The organism is Phytopseudomonas straminea (assembly GCF_900112645.1).
Taxonomy (GTDB): Bacteria; Pseudomonadota; Gammaproteobacteria; order Pseudomonadales; family Pseudomonadaceae; genus Aquipseudomonas; species Aquipseudomonas straminea.
Genome location: NZ_FOMO01000001.1, coordinates 292,990 through 316,863, shown reverse-complemented (window position 1 = coordinate 316,863; position 23,874 = coordinate 292,990). Strand labels below are relative to the sequence as shown.

Below are 23,874 nucleotides of genomic sequence, written 5' to 3'. Positions count from 1 at the left end.
CCCCGCGCCGTTCTCGTAGCGACGTTTTCCCGGCGCAAAAACGCGGAAAGCACCCGAAGGTGCTTTCCCGTTGACGCTTGTGGCTGGCTTATTGACCGGCCAGGCCGGCGGCTCTGGCACGGGCGGCGTGCAGTTTCTTGTAGCTTTCGATCAGGCGCAGGTGCTTGTCCAGGCCCTCCAGCTGCATGCTGGTCGGTGTCAGGCCGTGGAAGCGCACGCTGCCATCTACCGAGCCAATCACCGCGTCCATGCGCTCGCTACCGAACATGCGCCGCAGGTTGTGCTCGAAGTTGGCCAGCTCCAGCTCGTCGTCCAGCTGGATCTCCAGCACGGCGTTGACCGCCTGATAGAACAGGCCGCGTTCGACGGTATTGTCGTTGTACTGCAGGAAGGCCTCGACCAGTTCCTTGGCGTCGTCGTATTTCTTCAGCGCCAGGTTGATCAACAGCTTCAGCTCGAGAATGGTCAGCTGGCCCCACACCGTGTTGTCGTCGAATTCGACGCCGATCAGCGTAGTGATATCGGTGTAGTCGTCGACCTCGGCGTTGTTGAGGTTGCGCAGCAGCGACTTGAGTTCGCGGTCGCTCAGGGCATGCAGGTTGAGGATGTCCTTGCGAAACAGCAGCGCCTTGTTGGTGTTGTCCCAGACCAGATCCTCGACCGGGTAGATCTCCGAGTAGCCCGGCACCAGGATGCGGCAGGCGTTGGCGCCGAGGTCGTCATAGGTGGCGACGTAGACCTCCTTGCCCATGTCTTCGAGGATGCCGAACAGGGTCGCGGCTTCCTGTTCATTGGAATCTGCACCCTCGCCGGAGAAGTCCCACTCGACGAATTCGAAGTCCGGCGTGGCGCCGAAGAAGCGCCACGACACAACGCCGCTGGAGTCGATGAAGTGCTCGACGAAGTTGTTCGGCTCGGTCAGCGCCAGGCTGTCGAAGGTCGGCTGCGGCAGGTCGTTGAGGCCTTCGAAGCTGCGGCCCTGCAGCAGTTCGGTGAGGCTCCGCTCCAGGGCCACTTCCAGGCTCGGGTGCGCGCCGAAGGAGGCGAACACGCCGCCGGTGCGCGGGTTCATCAGCGTCACGCACATCACCGGAAACTCACCGCCCAGCGAAGCGTCCTTCACCAGCACCGGGAAGCCTTGCTCCTCCAGGCCCTGGATGCCAGCGACGATGCCCGGGTACTTGGCCAGCACCTCCGGTGGCACGTCCGGCAGACACAACTCGCCTTCGAGGATCTCGCGTTTGACCGCCCGCTCGAAGATTTCCGACAGGCACTGCACCTGAGCTTCGGCCAGGGTATTGCCGGCGCTCATGCCGTTGGACAGGTACAGGTTCTCGATCAGGTTGGACGGAAAGTACACCGTCTCACCATCGCTCCTGCGCACGAACGGCAGCGAGCAGATGCCGCGCAGGGTGTTGCCCGAGTTGGTGTCGTACAGGTGCGAGCCGCGCAGCTCGCCGTCCGGGTTGTAGATGGCCAGGCAATGCTCGTCGAGGATCTCCTCGGGCAGCGCGTCCTTCGGGCCTGGCTTGAACCAGCGCTCGTTGGGGTAATGGACGAACTCAGCGGCGGCGATGTCCTCGCCCCAGAACTGGTCGTTGTAGAAGAAGTTGCAGTTCAGCCGCTCGATGAACTCGCCCAGCGCCGAGGCCAGGGCGCTTTCCTTGGTCGCCCCCTTGCCGTTGGTGAAGCACAGGTTCGACTGGGCATCGCGGATATGCAGCGACCAGACGTTGGGCACGATATTGCGCCAGGAGGCGATCTCGATCTTCATCCCGAAATCCGCGAGGATGCCCGACATGTTGGCGATGGTCTGCTCCAGCGGCAGGTCCTTGCCCGGGATATAGGTGGTGGTATCGCTAACCGGCATCAGCAGCGCCTGGGCATCGGCGTCGAGGTTTTCCACTTCCTCGATGATGAACTCGGGGCCCTGCTGCACCACCTTCTTCACCGTGCAGCGGTCGATGGAGCGCAGAATCCCCAGGCGATCCTTCTCGGAAATGTCCGCCGGCAGCTCGACCTGGATCTTGAATATCTGCGCGTAGCGGTTTTCCGGGTCGACGATGTTGTTCTGCGACAGGCGGATGTTCTCGGTGGGAATGTCCCGCGTCTGGCAGTACAGCTTGACGAAGTACGCCGCGCACAGCGCCGAGGAGGCCAGGAAATAGTCGAATGGCCCCGGCGCCGAGCCATCGCCCTTGTAGCGGATTGGCTGATCGGCGATCACCGTGAAGTCATCGAACTTGGCTTCGAGGCGAAGGTTGTCGAGAAAGTTGACCTTGATTTCCATGGAGCGGCACCGGCAAGCAAAACGAATGGCCGGCATTATCCGGGTTTTCGCCCGGAAGTCTTGCCGTCGGTCAGAATGCGCCTTGCTTGAGCACGACGGTCGCACCAGCCGGCGCAGGCCAGAGCTGCACCAAGTAGTGATCCTCTCCCTCGAGCCCGTCCTCGGAAAGCGTATCGGCGCCGGAAATCGACAGCCGAACCCGGTAGGAGCCAGGTGCGAGGGCGAAGCGCGCTGCGTCCGGGAAATAATCCGTACAGCCGGCGACCACCAGGGTGCCGCAGCGCGCGTCGAGCGATCCCTCGACGACATGATCGAAGCCGTTGGTATCGGCGCTTGGCGGTTCGGCAAGAATTTCGAGCGTCACGCCAACGTCCATATTGCGCAACGTACCGATACCCACGACGCCATTGGCCACGGCCAGCATCCGTTCGACGGCCTCCGGGCTCCAGGCTTTGGACAGGTCGCCAGAGGCCGCTTCGTCCTGCAGGTAGAACTGGTGGTAGTCGGCGAACAGGATGAGTTGATGGGGTTGCATGGGGTCGGCCTGCTGCAATAGGTGGCTAAGTAGAGATCTTGTCTGGTCTCGCTGTTCGGCAAACGCGGGCTCAGCGCACGCGATCGTTGCGCGGCGCTCTGTCCAGCGCCGACAGATCCTGCACCCAAGGCAGCGCCGCTTCGCACCACTTTTGCCAGGTCGGCTGCAGTTGCTGCGATTCGGCCAGCACACCTACGCGCAGGCCATAGGCCGTTGGGTTGTCGGCATCGTAGGTGAACAGCTGCGAGCCACAGTCGCCGCAGAATGCCTGAGCACGGCGCGAACCGCTTTGCGCCACCTTCACGTATACCTTGGGCCTACCGCGCAGCAGTGAGAACGTACCGGGCAGCGCCGGCGTCGACACCCGGAATGCTGTGCCGGTGAGCTTCTGACAGTCGTGGCAATGGCAAACGCTGGTCAGTTGCGGGTCCGTTTCTGCGACGAATGCAATGGCGTCGCAGTGGCAGCTACCGTGGACTTTCATGGTGATCACCTGTGGGCTGATGCGAGGAGTCGAGTCTGCTTTATTAGCGGGTGAGCATGGAAAGGACATGCTGAGCTGCGTTATCCGAACTCACGACGAACAGCTGATCTCCAGATGCTTGCCCCAGTCCGGTGGCCGCTGCGCGTAATGCTGTTTGCCCGACTGTTCCTCGAAGGGACGGGTCAGCACCTGATGCAGTTCGCGCACCGGCTCGTAGTCGCCCGATTCAGCGGCGGCGATAGCTTCCTGGGCCAGGTAGTTGCGTAGCACGTAGAGCGGGTTGACGGCGTGCATACGGGCCTGGCGTTCGGCTCGCTCGAAGCCTTCGCGTTGCACGCGGGCCAGGTAGTCGGCGGCCCAGGTGTCGAAGCCGTTGAGGTCGACGAAGTCGTTGCGCACCACCTTCAGTGCTTCGGCTGGCGCCTGGTCACCCAGATGGCGGAAGAACAGCGAGTAGTCGGTGGCCGTGCCGGCCTGCATCAGGGTCAGCAGGCGCTGGATCAGTTCTTCATCGCCATCTTCAGCCGTCGTGAAGCCCAGGCGTTTGCGCATCAGGTCGTGATAGTGCGCCTGGTAGATCGGCAGGAACAGCTCGAGGGTTTCGCGCAGGGTGTCGACTTCCACCAGGGGCGTCAGCGCCTGGGCGAGGGCCGAGAGGTTCCAGTGGGCGATGGGCACCTGGTTGCTGAAACTGTAGCGGCCGGTGTCGTCGGAGTGGTTGCAGATGTGCTTGGCGTCGAAGTCGTCGAGAAAGGCGTAGGGGCCGAAGTCGAAGGTGATGCCGAGGATCGACATGTTGTCGGTGTTCATTACCCCGTGGCAGAAGCCGTAGGCTTGCCACCAGGCGATCATCTCCGCGGTGCGTTCCAGCACCGCCTTGAGCAGCGCGGCGTAGGGCTGCGGCTGTTCGAGGCAGGCCGGGTAATGGTGCTCGATCACATAGTCGGCGAGTTGTTTGAGCTGCTCGTGCTGGCGCGTGTAATAGAAGTATTCGAAGTGGCCGAAGCGGATATGGTTGGGCGCCAGGCGCACCAGCATGGCGGCGGTTTCCTGCTTTTCGCGCCACACCGGCGTGCTCGATCCGGTCACGCACAGGGCTCGCGAGCTGGGAATACCGAGGGCATGCAGCGCTTCGCTGGCGAGAAATTCGCGAATCGACGAGCGCAGTACGGCACGGCCATCGCCCATGCGCGAGTAGGGCGTCATGCCGGCGCCCTTGAGGTGCAAATCCCAGTGCTCGCCGGCATCGTTGAGTACTTCGCCGAGCAGCAGGCCGCGGCCATCACCGAGGCGTGGCGAGTAGCCGCCGAACTGGTGGCCGGAATAGACCATGGCGCGCGGCTCGGCGTCGCTCCACAGCTGGTTGCCGGAGAACAGTTCGGCGAACACCTCGCGCTGCGCTTCGCGCGGGTCGAGGTCGAGCAGGGCCAGGGCACTGTCGCTGACTACCACCAGGCGCGGCTCGGCGATGGGCTCGGGCAGTATGTGCGTGGAAAATCCGTCACCCAGGCCGGCGAAGCGATTGTCGAAGGTCAGGGTGTCGAGGGTTTTCACGGTTTGGCCTCGTCTTTGTTCTCGGCTTGCTCGGCGCTCGCCAGTTGCTGGTCGTCGAGCTTGAGCGTGTCGTGGGGCGCGGCGGCGCGGCTGAGCACGATGTCCATCTTCGGTGTACTGGACAGGTTGATGTCGTTGTCGGCGAACAGCTGGTCGACGCGGCGGTTGAGCTCGTCGGTGGCGACGCCGCGGTCACCCAGTTCCTTGACGTAGATCTTCAGCTCGTGGGTCAGGCCGTCCGGTGCGTACAGGCTGAGCTGGGCGGTCGGCGCCGGGTCGCGCATCACCCGGGAGTTTTCCTGGGCGGCCTGCAGCAGCAGGGTGCGCACTTTCTCCAGATCGGCGCCGCGGTTGACCTTGAAGGTCAGCACGATGCGGGTCACGGTATCGGTCAGGGTCCAGTTGATCAACTGGCTGGTGACGAACGTCTTGTTCGGTACGATCACTTCCTTGCGATCACTGTCGATGATGTGGGTGGCGCGGATGTGGATGCGTTTTACCGTGCCGGTCACGGTGCCGATGGTCACCAGGTCGCCGATGCGCACCGGGCGCTCGAACAGGATGATCAGGCCGGAGATGAAGTTGGCGAAGATCTCCTGCATGCCGAAACCGATACCTACCGACAGCGCGGCGACCAGCCATTGCAGCTTGTTCCAGCTCACCCCGAGGGTCGACAGGGTGACCACGATGCCGGTGCCGAAGATCACGTAGGACAGCAGTGTGGTGGTGGCGTACGCGCTGCCCTGGGCCAGGCGCAGACGCGACAGCACCAGCACTTCCAGCAGGCCCGGCAGGTTGCGGCCAAGGGCCAGGGTGATGGCGGCGATGATCAGCGCATAGAGCGCATCGAGCAGGCTGATTGGCACCAGCGAAGAAGCGCTGCCAGCCCCGGCCACGGTGCTGCTGTTGTATTCGTAGAGGGTGATGTTGTCCAGGTAGGCGAATACCGAGATCAGGTCGGCCCACACCCAGTACATGGCGGCGATGAAGCTGCCCAGCAGGGTCAGGCGGATCAGGCGCAGGGACTGCTGGTTGACCTGCTCGATGTCCAGCGTCGGCATGTCGAGCTGGATCTCGGTGCCTTCGCCATCCTCGGTGGTCTGCGCCTCGCGTTTGCTGACCGCGCGCTGGTAGGCCAGGCGCCGAGCGGCGACGGCCAGGCCACGCACGAACATGGCCTCGACCACCAGCCAGATCAGCAAGAGGTAGAGGGTGTCGATCAGCCGGTCGCTGAGTTTCAGGGCGGTGTAGTAGTAGCCGAAGCACACCGCCAGAAACAGGCCCAGGGGCAGCATGCTGAACAGCACGCCGATGAACATGCGGAAGGTCGAGGCGTTTTCCCGCGCGGGGCCGCGCAGCAGCAGTTTTTGCAGCAGCCAGATCATCAGGCCGTAGCAGGTCAGCACCACGGCGATGCCGATCACGTCGTCGGACAGGCTCGACGGCTGGAATTCGGCGACGGTGACCACCGCCACCAGGGCCATGACCACCACGCCCAGCCAGCGGATCTGCCGGTGCAGGTAGGCGACGTGGGCGCGCGCCCAATGGAAATGCAGCTCGGCCACGCCGCCCGGGGTGAAGATCCGGTACACGGTGTAGAACACCAGCCAGGCCTGGGCCATGCCAAGGAAGGCCGAGCCGAGGTTGACGTTCAGGCCGCGGGCGTCCATCTGCAGGGCGAAGCCGCACAATGCCAGGAACAGCGAGCCAGGCAGCGCCAGCAGCACGTTGAGAAGGATCGCCACCGGCGTGTGCAGCTGGCTGTCACGCTTGAAGTGGCCGATGTCCTTGTGCAGGTCGGTGAGTTTCTGGCTCAGGTAATGGCGCTTGTAGAACAGCAGGCCCATGACCAGCAGCAGCGGCAGGAACAGCAGCGGCCGTTCGATCAGGCCGGCGCCGAGCTGGCTCATGTTGTCCAGCCAGGGCAGCTCGGAAATCTGCCGCTGCAGCTGGGCGGGCGCGGTCTTGAACCATTCGAGGTTGAGCGGGTTGTTGCTGGGAATCCAGAACATCTGCTCGTCGAGGGTCGCGCGCAGGGCGGTGGCGGTGTCCTTGAGCTGCTTCTGGTTGAGCTGCAGGGTGATCGATTCGTTGAGCAGCGAGTTGAGCTCGCGGTTCAGGCGATCATGCAGGGCGCGACGGGTATCGATCAGGTCCAGCAGGGACTCGCGCAGCTCCGGCGTCACGCTTTCCGGCGGCTGGGCGGCCAATTGCTTGTCGACGTAGGCGCTGGGATTGGAGATCTGTTCGCGCTGCTGGTTGAGTTCGAACTGGTAGAGGCGAATGTCGGCGATTTCATCGGCCAGCCCGTTGTCGAGCTTGAGCTTGGGCAGCGACTGCCGCTGTTTGTAGAGGATTTTGGACAGCAGCAGGCTGCCCTGCAGCACGTTGATCTGCTCGTCGAGCGCCTGGTCGGTCTGGTTCAGGGTGTCGAGCTGTTGCTGGGTGCGCAGGTTGAGCTGGGTCAGCTCGTTGAGGCGGTCGGTGCCGCGCAGCAGGTAGTCGGAGAGCTTGAGGTTGATCGCGCTTTCACGCGCCAGCAGGCTGTCGGAGCCACCGACCTTCTCGGCTTCCATGGACTGCTCGGCCACGGTGCGTTCGGACTGATCACGGCGCTTCTCGTTGATCAGGTTCTGCAGCTCCTGCAGTTCCACGTCCAGGCGCCTGACGCGCTCGTCGAACAGGTCGCGCTGGGCGGTGCCCAAATCCTGCATGACGCTGTTGCCGGCCATTTCCTGGCGGCGTAGCTGGGTCAGGGCGCCGAGCTGGGCGAGTTCGGCCTTGAGCTGGTTGACCCGCTCGGCACTCAGCGGCTTGCCGTCCTCGCGACCGTTCTTGAGCTGCGAGTTGATCTGCTGGGCACGGGTCTGGTTGCTGCTGATTTCCGCCTGGGCGCGCTCCGGGCGCGTTTGCGCGGTAACGATCAGGGTGTTGGCGTCGTTGAGTTGCTTCTGCCAGTCGCTGAGCTGCGCGCTGCGCTCGCTGAGAATCTGCTCCAGCTGGGCGACGCTGGTGCCGGCATAGCGCTGCGCCACGGGCACCACCTTGGTGGCCTTGAGTTTCTCCAGCTCGCGATGGGCATCCTGGGTTTGCCGCGGCGCCTGGGCCAGCTGCTTTTGCAGGGCGGCCAGCTTCTGCTGGCTGTCGGCCTGGGCGTTGAGCGAGCCGAGGGTCTTTTCCAGGGTCTGCCGCACCTGGGTCAGCTCAGGCTCGGCCAGCTTGCGGTCGGCCAGGGTATCCAGGCTGCGCTGCACGTCGGCGGCGGTCGGGTTGGCGTCGGCCCAGGCGGGGGAGTTGGCCAGGCACAGGCCCAGCAGGAAAACGGCAAGCAAACGACGGAAAGAGTGCATGGTCATGATCGCGGGGGTGGAGTCCTGCTGAGTCTACAGACTGATGAGAAGTCCCGCGCGGCGATCTGTCACAAGCCGCCGCGCATCAGCCCCGCCGGTAGGCAGGGCGCTGCTGGGCGCGCTGTCGGGCGGCTGTCAGAACGACAGGCCAGGGCCCGGGCGGACGCCTTCGGGGAATCTGACGCCGACCTTGCGGATCTTGTTCCCGTCCATCTCGGCGACCGTCCAGGTCAGGCCCTGCCACTCGACCTGGTCACCCACCACCGGCCCGCCGCCGATCTGCTGGTTGATGAAGCGGCCCAGGGTCAGCGACGAATCCACATCGCCGGTGGACAGACCATAGAGCGCAGCGATGGCGCCCAGCTGGGCATCGCCTTCGAGCACGAAGTCGCCGAAGAAGCGCAGGTCCATACCGCGTTGCGGCGCCTGGCTGAAAAGCTTGCCGAGGGCCGGCAGGTCGTGTTCGTGGCCGATCACGCAGAGCATGTCACCAGCCTCCAGCACCGTGCTGCCGGAGGGATGCAGCAACTGATGATTGCGAAACAGCGCGGCGACGCGGGTTTCTTCGGGCATCTTCAGGTCGCGCAGCGGTGCGCCGATGCACCACTTTTCCGCGCCCAGACGGTAGATGAACAGCTCCCACTGGCTGGTCGGGTGCACTTCCAGGCCGGCGCGGGAGATCGGCGCCGGGTCCGGCGGTACCGTCACCTTCAGCGCCTTGGCCACCCACGGCAGGCTGGCACCCTGCAGTAGCAGGGAGACCAGCACGATGAAGAACGCCAGGTTGAAGTACAGCTGGGCGTGGGGCAGCCCAGCCATCATCGGGAACACGGCGAGAATGATCGGCACCGCGCCGCGCAGGCCGACCCAGGCGATGAACGCCTTCTCCTTGGTGTGGAAGGCGCGGAAGGGGATCAGCCCGACCATGACCGACAGCGGCCGCGCGAACAGAATCATCCACAGCGCCAGGCCCAGAGCCGGCAGGGCGATGGGCAGCAGATCATGGGGGGTGACCAGCAGGCCAAGCACCAGGAACATGCCGATCTGCGCCAGCCAGGCCATGCCGTCGAGCATGTGCAAAATGCCGTGGCGCGAGCGGATCGGCCAGTTGCCCAGCACCAGACCGCACAGGTAAACAGCCAGAAAGCCGCTGCCGTGCAGGGCGTTGGTCAGGGCAAACACCAGCAGGCCGCCACTGACCACCAGCAGCGGGTACAGGCCGTCGGCCAGGTGCAGGCGGTTGATGATCTTCAGCAGCAGCCAGCCGCCACCCAGGCCCAGCACCGAGCCGATGCCGAACTCCTGCAGCAGGTGGCCGAGGAAGCTCAGGTGAAACTCGCCCTGGCCCTTGGCGAGCATGTCGATCAGCGTGACGGTGAGGAACACCGCCATCGGGTCGTTGCTGCCGGATTCGATTTCCAGGGTCGCGCTGACCCGTTCGTTGAGGCCCTTGCCGCCGAGCAGCGAGAACACCGCCGCGGCATCGGTGGAGCCGACGATGGCGCCGATCAGCAGGCCCTGCATCAGGCTCAGGTCGAACAGCCAGGCGGCGACCATGCCGGTCAGCACCGTGGTGATCAGCACGCCGACCGTGGCTAGCGACAGCGCCGGCCACAGGGCTACCCGGAAGCTGCCGACCCGGGTGCGCACGCCACCGTCGAGCAAAATCACCGCCAGGGCGAGGTTGCCCACCAGGTAAGCGGTCGGATAGTTGTTGAAGATGATGCCGCCACCGTCGACGCCCGCGACCATGCCGACGGCGAGGATGATGACCAGAATCGGGATGCCAAGACGCGATGACAGCGAGCTGACCATGATGCTCGCGCCGACCATGAGGGCGCCGACGAGCAGGAGGCTGTTGATGGTGCTGGCATCCAAGGGGGCAAGACTCCACGGGCAAAAAGGGCGAGCCCGATTCTAGCCTGCACGTCTGCGCCGCTGTCAAAAATAGTTACAAAGGCCGGAAATAGAGCTTGTTAGCAGGATTTCGTGCGGTGAGTGCGCCGCTTCGGCGACGAGATGAAGCATGGGGGAGTCGGTCACGCCGGACGGGGCACCCGACTCCCGCGCGGCCGTCAGCTTACGGTCAGGGTCATGTCGATGCGCTTGAGCCACTCGGCTTCGCTTTCGAAATCCGCCTGGGTCAGCGGGTTGGCGGCCAGCCAGCCCTGCGGGAATTCGATGGCCAGGCTCGACGGGCCGGCTTTCAGGCGCACAGTGGGCATGTTCTGGCTGCCACGGATGTGGTGGAACAGAATCGCGAAGCGCAGCAGTACGCACAGGCGCACCAGCTTGACGCCCTCGTCGCCGAAGTCGGTGAGCTTTTCCTTGGGGATGTTGCGGCGGTGGCCGCGCACCAGCAGGGCGAGCATCTGCTGATCCTGGCGGGAGAAACCGGCCAGGTCGGAGTGTTCGATCAGGTAGGCGCCGTGCTTGTGGTACTGGTAGTGGGCGATATCCAGGCCGACTTCGTGCACCTTGGCGGCCCAGCTGAGCAGCTCGCGGTGCCAGTCGTCGGTCAGCTCCCAATCCTTGGCGACCTTGTCCAGGGCCGACAGCGCTTTGGCTTCCACCCGGGCTGCCTGTTCCTGATCGACGTGGTAGCGCTCCATGAACGCCGACAGGGTGCGCTCGCGCACGTCCTCGTGCTGGTGGCGACCGAGCAGGTCATAGAGCACGCCCTCGCGCAGCGCGCCTTCGGAATGGCTCATGCGGTTCAGCTCGCAGGCATCGAAGATGGCTTCGAGAATCGCCAGACCGGCCGGGAAGATCGGCCGGCGGTCGGGCTTCACGCCGTCCAGGTCGATGCGCTCGACATCGCCGTACTTGAACAGTTTGCGCTTGAGCCAGGCGATGCCCTCGGAGGTGACTTCGCCGTTGTTGCTCAGCCCCGCCGACTGGATCGCCAGGCCGATGGCCTTGATAGTGCCGGAGGCGCCCACGGCGTCCTGCCAGCCGAGGCGGGTCAGTGCATGCTCGATGCCCATGATCTCCAGGCGCGCGGCGGTGTAGGCCTGGGCATAACGGGCCGGGGTGATCTTGCCGTCCTTGAAGTAGCGCTGGGTGTAGCTGACGCAGCCCATCTGCAGGCTTTCGCGCAGTAACGGCTCGAAGCGCTGGCCGATGATGAATTCGGTACTGCCGCCGCCGATGTCAGCGACCAGGCGCTTGCCCGGCGTGTCGGCGATGGTGTGGGAAACGCCCAGATAGATGAGGCGTGCTTCCTCGCGCCCGGAAATCACTTCTACCTGATGGCCCAGCAGCGCTTCGGCCCGGCGGATGAATTCGGCGCGGTTGCGCGCTTCACGCAGGGCGTTGGTGCCGACGATGCGCACCGCGCCCTGGGGCAGGCTGGTGGTCAGCTGGGCGAAGCGGCTCAGACAGTCGAGGCCGCGCTGCATGGCTTCCTCGCTGAGCATGCGCTGTTCATCGATGCCCGCCGCCAGCTGTACCTTGTCGCCGAGTCGCTCAAGGATGCGAATCTCGCCATGGTCGGCCTTGGCCAGCACCATGTGGAAGCTGTTGGAGCCCAGGTCGATGGCGGCGACCAGGGGAAAGGACTCGGAATGGGTTTGCGGCATGATCAATCAGTCTCGAGGCAGAACCCCGCCATCGTGCCACGATAGACCGCGCACGCCAACGCATACGCGCGGTGCTGGCACTGCGCCGGCTGTCCGCAGGGCGTTACTGGTGCGGATCATTCCTAGCTATGCCCATCGGCCACGTTGATAGCCTCTATGGCTGAGCTCAATGGCGGGCGCCTTCCTGTGACACGCGAGCCGGGCTATCATGGCCGCCACTTTTATCGTTATTGCGTGCCAACACGGAGACTTCCCATGAGTGAATTCATCACCAATGTAAGCGATGCCAGCTTCGACCAGGACGTCATCCAGGCAGACGGACCGGTACTGGTCGACTACTGGGCCGAATGGTGCGGCCCGTGCAAAATGATCGCCCCGGTGCTGGATGAAATCTCCAAGGAGTACCAGGGCAAACTGAAGGTTTGCAAACTGAACATCGACGAAAACCAGGACACTCCGCCCAAGTACGGCGTGCGCGGCATCCCGACTCTGATGCTGTTCAAGAACGGCAGCGTCGAAGCCACCAAGGTCGGCGCCCTGTCCAAGTCGCAGCTGGCTGCCTTTATCGACGCCAACCTGTAAGCGTCGCCGAAAAGCCCCGTAGACAACGGGGCTTTTTTCTGTCTGGAGGCTAGACGCCTTCGCAAAGCCGATGTTACATTCGAGCCTGTCGCTTTTCCTAGGCGACCCCCTGCACGCCGCTGCCGACGCATTCCTAATCGAACTTTCGACAACAAAGCGGGCGCCTGTCGCCTCCCCGCGGTGCGGCCTCTCAAGCTCAATGCTTACCATTCCCTCCTCTATAAATACGTCATTCCTATATGAATCTGACTGAACTCAAGCAAAAGCCGATTACCGAACTGCTGGAAATGGCCGAGCAGATGGGCATCGAGAACATGGCCCGTTCGCGCAAGCAGGACGTCATCTTCTCGCTGTTGAAAAAGCACGCCAAAGGCGGTGAAGAAATTTCCGGTGATGGCGTGCTGGAGATTCTCCAGGACGGCTTCGGCTTCTTGCGCAGCGCAGACGCCTCCTATCTCGCCGGCCCCGATGACATCTACGTCTCGCCGAGCCAGATCCGCCGCTTCAACCTGCGTACCGGTGACACCATCGTCGGCAAGATCCGCCCGCCGAAAGAGGGCGAGCGTTACTTCGCCCTGCTCAAGGTCGACAGCATCAACTTCGACCGTCCGGAAAACGCCAAGAACAAGATTCTGTTCGAGAACCTGACGCCGCTGTTCCCGAATCAGCGCCTGACCATGGAAGCCGGCAACGGCTCCACCGAGGACATCACCGGCCGCGTGATCGACCTCTGCGCACCGATCGGCAAGGGCCAGCGCGGCCTGATCGTCGCCCCGCCGAAAGCGGGCAAGACCATCATGCTGCAGAACATCGCCTCGAACATCACCCGCAACAATCCCGAGTGCCATTTGATCGTGCTGCTGATCGACGAGCGCCCGGAAGAAGTGACCGAAATGCAGCGCACCGTGCGCGGCGAAGTGGTTGCCTCGACCTTCGACGAGCCACCGACCCGCCACGTGCAGGTTGCCGAGATGGTCATCGAGAAGGCCAAGCGCTTGGTCGAGCACAAGAAGGATGTGGTCATCCTGCTCGACTCCATCACCCGTCTGGCCCGCGCCTACAACACCGTGATCCCGAGCTCCGGCAAGGTACTCACCGGTGGTGTCGACGCCCACGCCCTGGAGAAGCCCAAGCGTTTCTTCGGCGCCGCGCGTAACATTGAAGAAGGCGGCTCGCTGACCATCATCGCCACCGCGCTGGTCGAAACCGGCTCGAAGATGGACGAAGTGATCTACGAAGAATTCAAGGGCACCGGCAACATGGAGCTGCCCTTGGATCGTCGTATCGCGGAGAAGCGCGTATTCCCAGCCATCAACATCAACCGCGCCGGTACTCGCCGCGAAGAGTTGTTGACTGCCGAAGACGAGCTGCAGCGCATGTGGATTCTGCGCAAGCTGCTGCACCCGATGGACGAGATCGCTGCCATCGAGTTCCTGATCGACAAGCTCAAAGCTACCAAGACCAACGACGAGTTCTTCATGTCCATGAAGCGCAAGTAACGGTCTGGTAGCACAAAAAAGCCGGGGAAACCCGGCTTTTGTTTGTCTGTAGTATCGACTGTTCTGCAAGTCCGACTTCGGCGCTAAACTTTGCGCCCCGATTCGAGTGAGGTTCCAGCATGCAGTATCGCGATCTGCGCGACTTTATCCGCGGCCTGGAAGCGCGCGGCGAGCTCAAGCGCATCAAGGCGCCGGTATCGCCTATCCTGGAGATGACCGAGGTGTGCGACCGCACCCTGCAAAAGGGCGGCCCGGCACTACTGTTCGAGAACCCCACCGGCCACAGCGTTCCGGTACTCGGCAACCTGTTCGGCACCCCCAAGCGCGTGGCGTTGGGCATGGGCGCAGAAGACGTTTCCGAGCTGCGCGAAATCGGCAAGCTGCTGGCCTTTCTCAAGGAGCCCGAGCCGCCGAGGGGGCTCAAGGATGCCTGGAGCAAGCTGCCGATCTTCAAGAAGGTCATCAGCATGGCGCCCAAGGTGCTCAAGGATGCGCCGTGCCATGAAGTGATCGAGGAGGGCGACGATGTCGACCTGGCCAAGTTGCCGATCCAGCACTGCTGGCCGGGCGACGTGGCGCCCTTGATCACCTGGGGCCTGACCATCACCAAGGGGCCGAACAAGGAGCGTCAGAATCTCGGTATCTATCGCCAGCAGGTGATCGGCCGCAACAAGGTGATCATGCGCTGGCTCAGCCACCGCGGCGGCGCGCTGGATTACCGCGAGTGGTGCCAGAAGCATCCGGGCAAACCCTATCCGGTGTGTGTGGCCCTGGGCGCGGACCCGGCGACCATTCTCGGCGCCGTGACGCCAGTGCCGGACACGCTCTCCGAATACGCCTTCGCGGGTCTCTTGCGCGGCCATCGCACCGAGTTGGTCAAGGCCATTGGCAGCGATCTGCAGGTGCCGTCCAGTGCCGAGATCGTTCTTGAGGGCGTGATCCATCCAGGCGAAACCGCTCCGGAAGGCCCGTACGGCGACCACACCGGCTACTACAACGAGGTCGACACCTTCCCGGTGTTCACCGTTGAGCGCATCACCCGACGTCGCGACCCGATCTATCACAGTACCTACACTGGCCGGCCGCCAGACGAGCCGGCGATTCTCGGCGTGGCGCTGAACGAGGTGTTCGTGCCGATCCTGCAGAAGCAGTTCCCGGAGATCACCGACTTCTACCTGCCGCCCGAAGGCTGTTCCTACCGCATGGCGGTGGTGACCATGAAGAAGCAGTACCCAGGGCACGCCAAGCGCGTGATGCTCGGGGTGTGGTCGTTCCTGCGCCAGTTCATGTACACCAAGTTCGTGATCGTCACCGACGACGACATCAACGCCCGGGACTGGAACGACGTGATCTGGGCCATCACCACGCGCATGGACCCCAAGCGCGATACGGTGATGATCGAGAACACGCCCATCGACTATCTGGATTTCGCCTCGCCGGTCTCCGGCCTGGGGTCGAAGATGGGCCTGGACGCCACCCACAAGTGGCCGGGCGAGACCGACCGCGAATGGGGCCGCGCCATCGTCAAGGACGAAGCGGTCACCAAGCGGGTCGATGAAATGTGGAGCCAGTTGGGAATCGATTGATGAAGGTCACCCTGCAACCGTCCGGCGCAGTGCTCGATGTCGAGGCCGGCGAAGCTATTCTCGATGCCGCGCGGCGCCTGGGCTACACCTGCCCGCAGAGCTGCCGCAACGGGAATTGCCATGTGTGCGCCGCGCTGCTGATCGAGGGGCGCGTGCGCCAGAACGGCGCCGAGCTGGACCACGGCGAGCTGTACACCTGTATCGCCGAACCTTTGCAGGACTGCGTGCTGCACTGGGACGGCGTGTTGCTGCCCGGCGAGCTACCAGTGCGCAGCCTGGGGTGCCAGGTGGTGGACTGCATCGACGTGGGCGGCGATGTGTGGCGTGTGCTGCTGCGTGCGCCGGCCGGCAAGCCGCCGCGTTACCACGCCGGCCAGTACCTGCTGATCGAGCGTCTGGATGGTGAGAAGTCGGCCTTTTCCCTGGCCTCGGCGCCGCAACAAGGTCGCGATCTGGAACTGCACATTCTGGGGCGCGAAGCGAGTGCGCTGAACCTGTTGCAGCAGTTGCGCGAGCAGGGCACTGCGCGGGTGCAGTTGCCATTCGGCGACGCCCACCTGGCCGAGCTGCCGGACGGGCCGTTGGTGCTGATCGCCGCGGGCACCGGCATGGCCCAGATGCACAGCCTGATCGAAGAATGCCGCTCGCGCGGCTTCCAGCATCCGGTGCATCTGTACTGGGGCGCACGCCGGCCCGAGGACTTCTACCAACTGCCCCATTGGGACGAGTGGCAGGCGCTGCCCAACCTGTCTCTGCATCAGGTGGTCAGCGACCAGTGCGGCTGGCAGGGCCGCTGCGGCCTGCTGCACGAGGCGGTGTGTGAGGACTTCGCCGACCTGAGTACACTGCGCATCTACGCCAGCGGCTCGCCGAGCATGGTCTACGCGACCCTGGATGCGCTGGTCGAAGCGGGGATGGACGCCCACCAGATGCGCGCCGACGTATTCGCCTACGCGCCGCGGGACTGAACGAAGAAAACCGCCCTCGGGCGGCTTGCTGTTTTGAGGAGCTGGCGCGCCCGTCAGCGAATGGTCACCACCAGCTTGCCGACAGCCTTGCGCTGGCTGAGGGCATCGATCGCCTCGCCGCCGCGTGCCAGCGGGAAGGTTTGCGAGACCAGCGGTTTGAGTTTGCCCTCGGCGTGCCACGCGAACAGCTGACGGAAGTTTTCGGCGTTATCCGCCGGCTGGCGCTGGGCGAAGGAGCCCCAGAACACGCCGACCAGGGATGCACCCTTGAGCAGCGGCAGGTTGGCCGGCAGCGCCGGGATGCCGCCGCCGGCGGCAAAGCCGACGACCAGGAAGCGGCCGTTCCAGGCCATGCAGCGAAACGCCTCTTCGAACAGCGGACCGCCGACCGGATCGTAGATCACGTCGACGCCTTGGCCATTGGTGAGTCTCTTCACCTCGTCCTTGAGGCTCTGCTCGCTGTAGTTGATCAGCTCGTCGGCGCCGGCGTTGCGCGCTACCTCGAGCTTCTCGGCGCTGCTCGCCGCGGCGATTACTTTAGCGCCCATGGCCTTGCCGATTTCTACTGCCGCCAGACCGACACCGCCGGCGGCGCCCAGTACCAGCAGGGTTTCGCCGGGCTTGAGAGTTGCGCGCTGTTTGAGCGCGTGCATCGAGGTGCCGTAGGTCATGCCGAAGGCAGCCGCCGTGGTCAGGTCCATGCTCGCGGGCACTGGCAGCACGTTGTAGGCCGGCACGGCGACCTGTTCGGCGAAGCCGCCCCAGCCGGTCAGCGCCATCACCCGGTCGCCCGTCTTCAGATGCGCGACCTTATCACCCACGGCGGCAACCACGCCGGCCACTTCGCCGCCGGGCGAGAAGGGGAAGGGCGGCTTGAACTGGTACTTGCCTTCGATGATCAGCGTATCCGGGAAATTCACCCCAGCAGCCTGCACCTCGATCAGCACCTCGTTGCCTTTCGGGCGTGGGCTGTCGATGTCTTCCAGTGTCAGCGTTTCGGCGGGGCCAAAGGCCTTGCAGAGCAGTGCTTTCATCGCGATGTACCTTGAGCGGAGTCGCCCTGCAGTTTAGGTCGGGCGCCCGATCGGTCAACGAGCATGGCCCGGTCTGATAGGCCGCCATAAGCATTGGGATCTGCGCGGCGCGTTGCTATGCTTGCCTGCAACTCAACGGAGATCGCCCTGTGAAAACCTTCATCACGCTTCTGCTTGCCTGCGCACTGTCGATTCCGGCGTTTGCCAACGAGGAAAAGAAGGAAGGCGAAGGTGAGGGCGCTGCGCCCCAGGTGATCTACCACAGCCTGGTGCCGGCGCTGGTCGGTAACTATGGCGCCGGGCCCAAGCTCAAATACTACAAGGCCGACGTGGCGCTGCGCGTCACCGGCGCTGACGCCGAAGCCAAGGTCACCCACCACGAGCCGCTGATCCGCAATCAGCTGGTGATGCTGTTCTCCCAGCAGACCGAGGAAAGCCTGGCCTCGCCGGACGCCAAGGAAAAGCTGCGCCAGGAAGCCCTCAAGCAGGTCCAGCAGGTGCTCACCGACGAGGAAGGCAAGCCGCTGGTCGAGGATCTGCTGTTCAATAACCTGATCCTGCAGGGCTGATCACTTCAGCAGCAGGATCGCCCTCCACTGCGCCTCGGTGACAGGCATCACCGACAGGCGACTGCCTTTTTGCACCAGCGAGAGTTCCGCCAGCGCCCTCTGCGCCTTCAGTTCGGCGAGCGGGATGACCTGCTTGAACGCCTCGACGAAGCTCACGTCGACGGCCGTCCACGGATTCTTCTCGGCGCTGGCCTTGGCGTCGAAGTAGTGGCTCTGCGGATCCAGCGCGGCTGGGTCCGGATAGGGCGCGCCTTCGATGCGGGCGATGCCGGCCACGCCCGGCTCCGGGCAGCTGGAGTGATAGAACAGGAACTGATCGCCGGCCTGCATGCTGCGGATGAAGTTGCGCGCCTGGTAATTGCGTACGCCGTCCCAGCGAGCTCTGCCCAGGCGCTGCAGGTCATGGATGGACAGTTCGTCGGGTTCGGATTTCATCAGCCAATAGGGCATGAACTTTGCTCTCTGAGTCGGTGCGCTGCAGGGGCTGCGTGAAGGATGATCTGGCAAGAGGTAAGGGTATGCGGCGCAAGCCTGATTTGTTGTGGGTACTGGTCTTCGTGTTTGGCCTCGGCATGGTGACCACTGGCTATACGCAAAGCCAGTGGCAACAGGGTAAACCGATTGCCGAGGCGCTTCGAGCCGAGCGCTGACGGTGTTTTTTCAGTACCAGCCGCCATCGGTCACGGTGGCGTCCAGCGGTACGTCCCAGTTGGCCATGGCCAGTTGGTCAACTTGCTGGCAGCTGTGGGCCAATCCGAGCAGGGTCGGTTTGTGCCAATTTTTGCGCAGTGCCCGGTAGGCCAGGCTGCGGTCATAGAAGCCGCCGCCCATGCCGAGGCGACCGCCATGCTGGTCGAAGCCCACCAGGGGTAGCAGGATCAGATCGAGCGTCCAGATCTTGCGCTGGCGCTTGGCATTGCGGCGGGGTTCGGGGATGCCGAAACGATTGGCGGCAAGCTTTTCGTGCGCGTCCAAGCGCTGGAACACCATGCTGGTGCGTGGCCAGGATTTCAGCACCGGCAGGAACACCTGCTTACCGCGCGCATGGGCGGCTCTGATCAGTAGGTGCGGGTCGATTTCCCCGTCATTGGCCAGATAAAGAGCGACGCTACGCGCGCGTCGAAATACCGGATGTTGCGCCAGCTGCCGATACAGCGCCGCGGCTGCCTTGCGTTGCGCAGCCCTGGGCAGCTCGCGTCGCGTTTTGCGCAGCGTGCGGCGTAGCTGGGCGCGGGTCAGGTTGCTGGCATCGATCATCTGCAGATCCCTTATTTCCAAGCCCGGCATTCTGGCGCGATGGCTGTCACGCAGCCAATAAAAAGCCCGCTGCTGGCGTTGGCCAGCAGCGGGCTGCAATTTATGACTCCCCAGCATGCCGCTGTCGGTTTAGCCCTTGAACCCGAAAGTTCAAGGTGGAGGTTGCAGGAAACCTTAAGGCTTTCCGTCAAGCGGACATGCACACCGGCCTCAACTGACAACCCCCGGGGTTGTGCGTATCGGCTCAGGGACATCAACCAACTGGCGCACACTCCAGGGAGCTGCGGCGAGTATAACAAAAAAGTCCGACCGTTGGTCAGGCGCGCCCATCGCTGTCGTCGTGCAGGGCATTGTCGACCCGGCCGAGCAGGTCGCGCACGTGGTCACGGGTGACGGTGGCCTGCTTGTCGAGGTGCTGCTGCTTGTGCAGCAGGTCATGGGTGATGTTCAGGGCTGCCATCACCGCGACGCGGTCAGCGCCGATGACTTTGCCGCCGCTGCGGATCTCCCGCATCTTGCCGTCCAGGTAGCGGGCGGCGCTTTGCAGGTTGCTACGCTCATCGGCGGGGCAGGCGATGCAATATTCTTTGTCCAGAATCTGAACGGTGACGGTATTCGATTGGGTCATGAGTCCTGCTCCAGGGCTTTGAGGCGCGAAATCATCGATTCGACCTTGTGCCGAGCCATTTCGTTCTTTTCGATCAGATGAGCGCGTTCTTCGCGCCACGCCTGCTCGCTTTCCAGCAAGAGACGGTTTTGTGCCTTGAGTCGCTCGACGCGCTGGATCAGCAGTTCCAGCTTTGCCGTCAGGGCGTGTAGATCGGCGTCTTCCATTGGCTCTCGCTTTGGCAGGGTGTGCGCAGTGTATAGATCCAGCGGCTCGCCGGCGCAAACCGGCCGATGGTTTTGGCGCGTGCGCCAGTGCTAGGATAGAAAGCCTCCATTCTAGTGATTGCGCCCCTTGGCGCCTAGTGATCGATGCCGACTTCCAGTTCTCCCTACGCTGCATTCGCTGCCCTGCTCGCCAGCAGTGGTTCCTCCGTTTCACCTGCCGAATTGCACGGCCTGCTGCTGGGTCGCAGTTGCGCCGGCGCGGGTTTCGAAGCTGGCCCCTGGCTGGTCGACGCCACCGAACTGCTCGGTGTCGAGCCGCCGGACAACGTCCGCCAGGCGCTGATCGGCCTGCAGGAAATGGTGCGCGGCGAGCTGACCGGCGACGACGTCACCGTGGTCCTGCTGCTGCCCTCCGACGAGGCGCCCCTGGCCGAGCGTGCCGCGGCGCTGGGCCAGTGGTGCCAGGGCTTTCTCGGTGGCTTCGGGCTGACCGTCGGCGACGCCGCGTTGAGCGCCGAGGCCATGGAAGTGCTGCAGGATTTGTCCGCCATCGCCCAGGTGCAGAATGCCCTGGACGAGTCCGAGGACGGCGAGAACGATTACATGGAAGTCATGGAGTACCTGCGCGTGGCGCCGCTGCTGCTGTTCAGCGAGTGCGCCAAGCCGGCTGCCCCGGCGCCCAAGCCTTCGCTGCACTGATCGCGCCCTTCACCGACCGGAATCGAGCCTGTCCATGACCAGCATCTCCAAAGCGGAATACGCCCGCCGTCGCAAGGCGCTGATGGCGCAGATGGAACCGAACAGCATCGCCATCCTGCCGGCGGCTCCGGTGTTCATTCGCAACCGCGACGTCGAGCACATCTACCGCCAGGACAGCGATTTCCAGTACCTGTCCGGCTTTCCCGAGCCCGAGGCGGTGATCGCCCTGATTCCCGGCCGTGAGCATGGCGAGTACGTGTTGTTCTGCCGTGAGCGCGATCCCGACCGCGAGCTGTGGGACGGTTTGCGCGCCGGTCAGGAAGGAGCGATCAGCCGCTATGGCGCGGACGATGCCTTTCCCATCGGTGATATCGACGACATCTTGCCCGGCCTGATCGAAGGCCGTGAGCGCGTTTATTACGCGGTGGGCACCAACCCGGAGTTCGACCGGCACCTGATGGAGTGGGTCAACGTGATCCGCTCCAAGGCGCGCCAGGGTGCGTCGCCGCCCAAGGAGTTCGTCGCCCTCAACCACTTCCTGCACGACCTGCGCCTGTACAAGTCGGCCGGCGAGGTGAAGGTGATGCGCGAAGCGGCGCAGATTTCTGCCCGCGCCCATATCAAGGCCATGCAGGCCAGCCGTGCTGGGCTCTACGAATATCACCTGGAAGCGGAGCTCGATTACGAATTCCGCAAGGGCGGTTCGAAGATGCCGGCCTACGGCTCCATCGTCGCCGCAGGCAAGAATGCCTGCATCCTGCATTACCGCGAGAACGACGCACTGCTCAAGGACGGCGACCTGGTGCTGATCGATGCCGGTTGCGAGATCGACTGCTACGCCAGTGACATTACCCGTACCTTTCCGGTCAGCGGTACGTTCACGCCCGAGCAGAAGGCCATCTACGAGATCGTGCTGGCCGCCAATATGGAAGCCTTCAAGTTCATCGCGCCCGGCCGCCACTGGAACGAGGCCCACGAGGCCACGGTACGGGTCATCACCAAAGGTTTGGTCGATCTCGGTCTGCTGGAAGGCGACGTCGACGAGCTGATCGCGGCCGAGGCCTACAAGCCGTTCTACATGCACCGCGCCGGCCACTGGCTGGGCATGGATGTGCACGATGTCGGCGAATACAAGGTCGGTGGCGAATGGCGCGTGCTCGAAGTCGGCATGGCGATGACCGTCGAGCCGGGCATCTACATTGCCGTGGACAACCAGAACGTTGCCAAGAAATGGCGCGGTATCGGCGTGCGCATCGAGGACGACGTGGTGGTGACCAAGACCGGTTGCGAGATTCTCACCAACGATGTGCCCAAGGCTGTCGACGAGATCGAAGCACTGATGGCCGCCGCCCGTGCACAGGTAGCCTGAGGCCATGCTGCGAGTCGACGTGGCGATCATCGGTGGCGGGCTGGTTGGCGCCAGTCTGGCGCTGGCGCTGCAAGGCGAGGCGCGCAAGCGCGGCTGGCGTATCGCGCTGATCGAACCGTTCGCCCCCGGCGACGGCTACCAGCCCAGTTACGATGCCCGCTCCACGGCGTTGTCCTATGGCTCGCGCCTGATTTACGAAGGCCTCGGCCTGTGGCCGGCGATTGCCGAACAGGCCACCGCCATCAAGCGTATTCACGTCTCCGACCGCGGGCGTTTCGCGGCAGCCCGGCTCAGTGCCGATCAGGAAAACGTGCAGGCCCTGGGCTATGTGGTGGAAAACGCCTGGCTCGGCCACTGCCTGTGGCAGGCACTGGACGCCGAGGTGATCCAGTGGCGCTGCCCGGCCCAGGTCGAGCGCATGGAGCCCACTGCAGAGGGTTATCGCCTGACCCTGGACGACGAAACCCTGATCGACTGCTCCCTGGCCATCCTCGCTGATGGCGGGCGTTCGTCGTTGCGCGAGCAGCTGGGCATCACGGTCAATCAGCGACCCTATGACCAGACTGCGTTGATCGCCAATATCACCCCGGAGCGGGCCCATGGCGGCGAGGCCTTCGAGCGTTTCACCGAATCCGGCCCGCTGGCGCTGTTGCCGCTTTCCGATAATCGCTGTGCGCTGGTGTGGACGCACCCGAGCCGCGCGGTCGAGCGGCTGCTCAAGCTCGATGAGCGCGCCTTTCTTGCCGAATTGCAGCAGGCCTTCGGTTACCGCCTCGGCGCTCTGCGCCAGGTTGGCGCACGGGTGCCATACCCGCTGGTGCTGATCGAGGCCGCCGAGCAGGTGCGCGCCAACCTGGTGGTGCTCGGCAATGCAGCCCACAGCCTGCACCCGATCGCCGGGCAAGGCTTCAACCTGTCGCTGCGTGACGTGCGTGCGCTGGCCGATACGCTGCTGGCGAGCGCGGCGCCGCTGGGTGATCTGACCACCCTGCAGCACTACGCCGCCACCCAGGCCGGCGACCAGGCGCGCACCGTGGCGTTTTCCGATCAGGTCACCCGGCTGTTCAGCACTGACCAGCCGTTGCTCGCCGCCGGCCGCAACCTGGGCCTGCTCGGGCTGGAGTTGCTGCCGCCGGCCAAGCGCTGGTTCGCCCGCCAGGCCATGGGCATGGGTACTCGCGGTAACCCGCAATGAATGCGCGCCAGCTGGCGCGCAAGGCCCGTGTGCTGCGCTGGATCATGAACCTCTATCCGCCCTACCTGGGCGCTGGTGTGTGGATCCGCCGCATCGCTCCGGATTTCCGTCAGGTCGACGTGAAGCTGCGTCTGAGTTGGTACAACCGCAATTACGTGGGTACCCAGTTCGGCGGCAGCCTGTATTCGATGACCGATCCCTTCTACATGTTGATGCTGATGGAGAACCTGGGCCGCGATTACGTGGTCTGGGACAAGGCCGCCAGCATCGATTTCATCGCGCCGGGCCGCGGCCCCGTATTCGCTTCTTTCGCCATCGACCAGGCCTTCATCGACGAGGTGCGCGAGCGCACCGCCAGTGGCGACAAGTACCTACCCGAATTGCCGGTCGAGGTGCGCGATGGCAGCGGCGCCCTGGTGGCGCGGGTCAACAAAACGCTTTACGTGCGGCTCAAGCCACGCGTGCGACAGGCAGCCTGAGGATATGAA

Annotated in this window: 22 protein-coding genes and 1 other RNA gene; 10 read left to right on the top strand and 13 right to left on the bottom strand. The window is 63.9% G+C overall.

What is annotated here, in order from left to right:
* Positions 1-88: 88 nt before the first annotated feature.
* The 7 genes from BM279_RS01385 to ppx form a co-directional block, all read right to left on the bottom strand.
* Positions 89-2,290, bottom strand: coding sequence for an OsmC domain/YcaO domain-containing protein (locus BM279_RS01385; protein ID WP_093500244.1), 2,202 nt, complete (start codon positions 2,288-2,290; stop codon positions 89-91).
* Between the two features lie 70 nt (positions 2,291-2,360).
* Positions 2,361-2,825, bottom strand: coding sequence for a hypothetical protein (locus BM279_RS01380; protein WP_093500242.1), 465 nt, complete (start codon positions 2,823-2,825; stop codon positions 2,361-2,363).
* A 70-nt stretch (positions 2,826-2,895) separates the two neighbouring features.
* Complete coding sequence (locus BM279_RS01375; protein WP_093500240.1) at positions 2,896-3,309, bottom strand: GFA family protein; 414 nt, start codon at positions 3,307-3,309, stop codon at positions 2,896-2,898.
* A gap of 90 nt (positions 3,310-3,399) precedes the next feature.
* Complete coding sequence (gene selO, locus BM279_RS01370) at positions 3,400-4,863, bottom strand: protein adenylyltransferase SelO (RefSeq protein WP_093500238.1); 1,464 nt, start codon at positions 4,861-4,863, stop codon at positions 3,400-3,402.
* Positions 4,860-8,213, bottom strand: coding sequence for a mechanosensitive channel MscK (gene mscK / locus BM279_RS01365; RefSeq protein WP_425272658.1), 3,354 nt, complete (start codon positions 8,211-8,213; stop codon positions 4,860-4,862). The genes selO and mscK overlap by 4 nt, the downstream gene beginning before the upstream one ends.
* A 135-nt stretch (positions 8,214-8,348) precedes the next feature.
* Entirely contained in the window at positions 8,349-10,091 is a 1,743-nt protein-coding gene (locus tag BM279_RS01360; protein WP_027908829.1) for a potassium/proton antiporter, read from the bottom strand.
* Between the two features lie 197 nt (positions 10,092-10,288).
* Positions 10,289-11,794, bottom strand: a complete 1,506-nt coding sequence (gene ppx / locus BM279_RS01355; RefSeq protein ID WP_093501197.1) for an exopolyphosphatase — start codon at positions 11,792-11,794, stop codon at positions 10,289-10,291.
* A gap of 255 nt (positions 11,795-12,049) precedes the next feature.
* On the opposite strand from ppx, the gene trxA reads away from it, so the two are divergent.
* The 4 genes from trxA to BM279_RS01335 all read left to right on the top strand — a co-directional run bounded on the left by trxA (position 12,050) and on the right by BM279_RS01335 (position 16,429).
* Positions 12,050-12,376 carry a thioredoxin TrxA gene (trxA, locus tag BM279_RS01350; protein WP_013789608.1) on the top strand — a complete coding sequence of 109 codons (327 nt, stop codon included), beginning with the start codon at positions 12,050-12,052 and terminating at the stop codon, positions 12,374-12,376.
* Positions 12,377-12,615: 239 nt separating this feature from the next.
* Complete coding sequence (gene rho, locus BM279_RS01345) at positions 12,616-13,875, top strand: transcription termination factor Rho (protein WP_013789609.1); 1,260 nt, start codon at positions 12,616-12,618, stop codon at positions 13,873-13,875.
* A 119-nt stretch (positions 13,876-13,994) separates the two neighbouring features.
* Positions 13,995-15,461 (top strand): 4-hydroxy-3-polyprenylbenzoate decarboxylase, encoded by a 1,467-nt coding sequence (ubiD, locus tag BM279_RS01340; RefSeq protein ID WP_093500234.1) that lies wholly within the window; start codon positions 13,995-13,997, stop codon positions 15,459-15,461.
* A complete protein-coding gene (locus BM279_RS01335) occupies positions 15,461-16,429 on the top strand; it encodes a CDP-6-deoxy-delta-3,4-glucoseen reductase (RefSeq protein ID WP_093500232.1) in 969 nt (322 codons plus the stop codon). Before ubiD ends, BM279_RS01335 begins: the two co-directional genes overlap by 1 nt.
* A gap of 53 nt (positions 16,430-16,482) precedes the next feature.
* Here BM279_RS01335 and BM279_RS01330 read toward each other — a convergent pair whose 3' ends face one another.
* Complete coding sequence (locus tag BM279_RS01330) at positions 16,483-17,463, bottom strand: NADPH:quinone oxidoreductase family protein (RefSeq protein ID WP_093500230.1); 981 nt, start codon at positions 17,461-17,463, stop codon at positions 16,483-16,485.
* 149 nt (positions 17,464-17,612) lie between these two features.
* On the opposite strand from BM279_RS01330, the gene BM279_RS01325 reads away from it, so the two are divergent.
* The gene (locus tag BM279_RS01325; RefSeq protein WP_027903837.1) at positions 17,613-18,032 is read left to right on the top strand and encodes a flagellar basal body-associated protein FliL; all 420 of its coding nucleotides are present in this window, start codon (positions 17,613-17,615) and stop codon (positions 18,030-18,032) included.
* On the opposite strand, the gene BM279_RS01320 is transcribed toward BM279_RS01325, so the two are convergent.
* The gene (locus BM279_RS01320) at positions 18,033-18,482 is read right to left on the bottom strand and encodes an EVE domain-containing protein (protein ID WP_093500228.1); all 450 of its coding nucleotides are present in this window, start codon (positions 18,480-18,482) and stop codon (positions 18,033-18,035) included.
* Positions 18,483-18,520: 38 nt separating this feature from the next.
* Here BM279_RS01320 and BM279_RS23315 point away from each other — a divergent pair, with 38 nt between their 5' ends.
* Positions 18,521-18,682 (top strand): hypothetical protein, encoded by a 162-nt coding sequence (locus tag BM279_RS23315; protein ID WP_155953370.1) that lies wholly within the window; start codon positions 18,521-18,523, stop codon positions 18,680-18,682.
* Between the two features lie 10 nt (positions 18,683-18,692).
* Here BM279_RS23315 and BM279_RS01315 read toward each other — a convergent pair whose 3' ends face one another.
* From BM279_RS01315 to BM279_RS01300, 4 genes are all read right to left on the bottom strand, one after another.
* Positions 18,693-19,289 (bottom strand): 5-formyltetrahydrofolate cyclo-ligase, encoded by a 597-nt coding sequence (locus tag BM279_RS01315; protein WP_027903835.1) that lies wholly within the window; start codon positions 19,287-19,289, stop codon positions 18,693-18,695.
* Between the two features lie 103 nt (positions 19,290-19,392).
* Positions 19,393-19,572: non-coding RNA, 6S RNA (gene ssrS / locus BM279_RS01310), on the bottom strand.
* A 33-nt stretch (positions 19,573-19,605) separates the two neighbouring features.
* Positions 19,606-19,917, bottom strand: a complete 312-nt coding sequence (locus BM279_RS01305) for a cell division protein ZapA (RefSeq protein WP_027903834.1) — start codon at positions 19,915-19,917, stop codon at positions 19,606-19,608.
* Entirely contained in the window at positions 19,914-20,123 is a 210-nt protein-coding gene (locus tag BM279_RS01300) for a TIGR02449 family protein (RefSeq protein WP_013789617.1), read from the bottom strand. Before BM279_RS01300 ends, BM279_RS01305 begins: the two co-directional genes overlap by 4 nt.
* 144 nt (positions 20,124-20,267) lie before the next feature.
* Between BM279_RS01300 and BM279_RS01295 the strand changes: the two genes are divergently transcribed.
* Genes BM279_RS01295 through BM279_RS01280 form a run of 4 tightly spaced genes read left to right on the top strand, consistent with a single transcriptional unit; the run spans position 20,268 to position 23,865 of the window.
* Entirely contained in the window at positions 20,268-20,822 is a 555-nt protein-coding gene (locus tag BM279_RS01295; RefSeq protein WP_027903833.1) for a YecA/YgfB family protein, read from the top strand.
* Between the two features lie 34 nt (positions 20,823-20,856).
* Positions 20,857-22,191 (top strand): Xaa-Pro aminopeptidase, encoded by a 1,335-nt coding sequence (pepP, locus tag BM279_RS01290; protein ID WP_093500226.1) that lies wholly within the window; start codon positions 20,857-20,859, stop codon positions 22,189-22,191.
* Between the two features lie 4 nt (positions 22,192-22,195).
* A complete protein-coding gene (gene ubiH, locus BM279_RS01285) occupies positions 22,196-23,386 on the top strand; it encodes a 2-octaprenyl-6-methoxyphenyl hydroxylase (RefSeq protein WP_093500224.1) in 1,191 nt (396 codons plus the stop codon).
* Positions 23,383-23,865 (top strand): DUF4442 domain-containing protein, encoded by a 483-nt coding sequence (locus BM279_RS01280; RefSeq protein ID WP_093500222.1) that lies wholly within the window; start codon positions 23,383-23,385, stop codon positions 23,863-23,865. The genes ubiH and BM279_RS01280 overlap by 4 nt, the downstream gene beginning before the upstream one ends.
* Positions 23,866-23,874 lie beyond the last annotated feature (9 nt).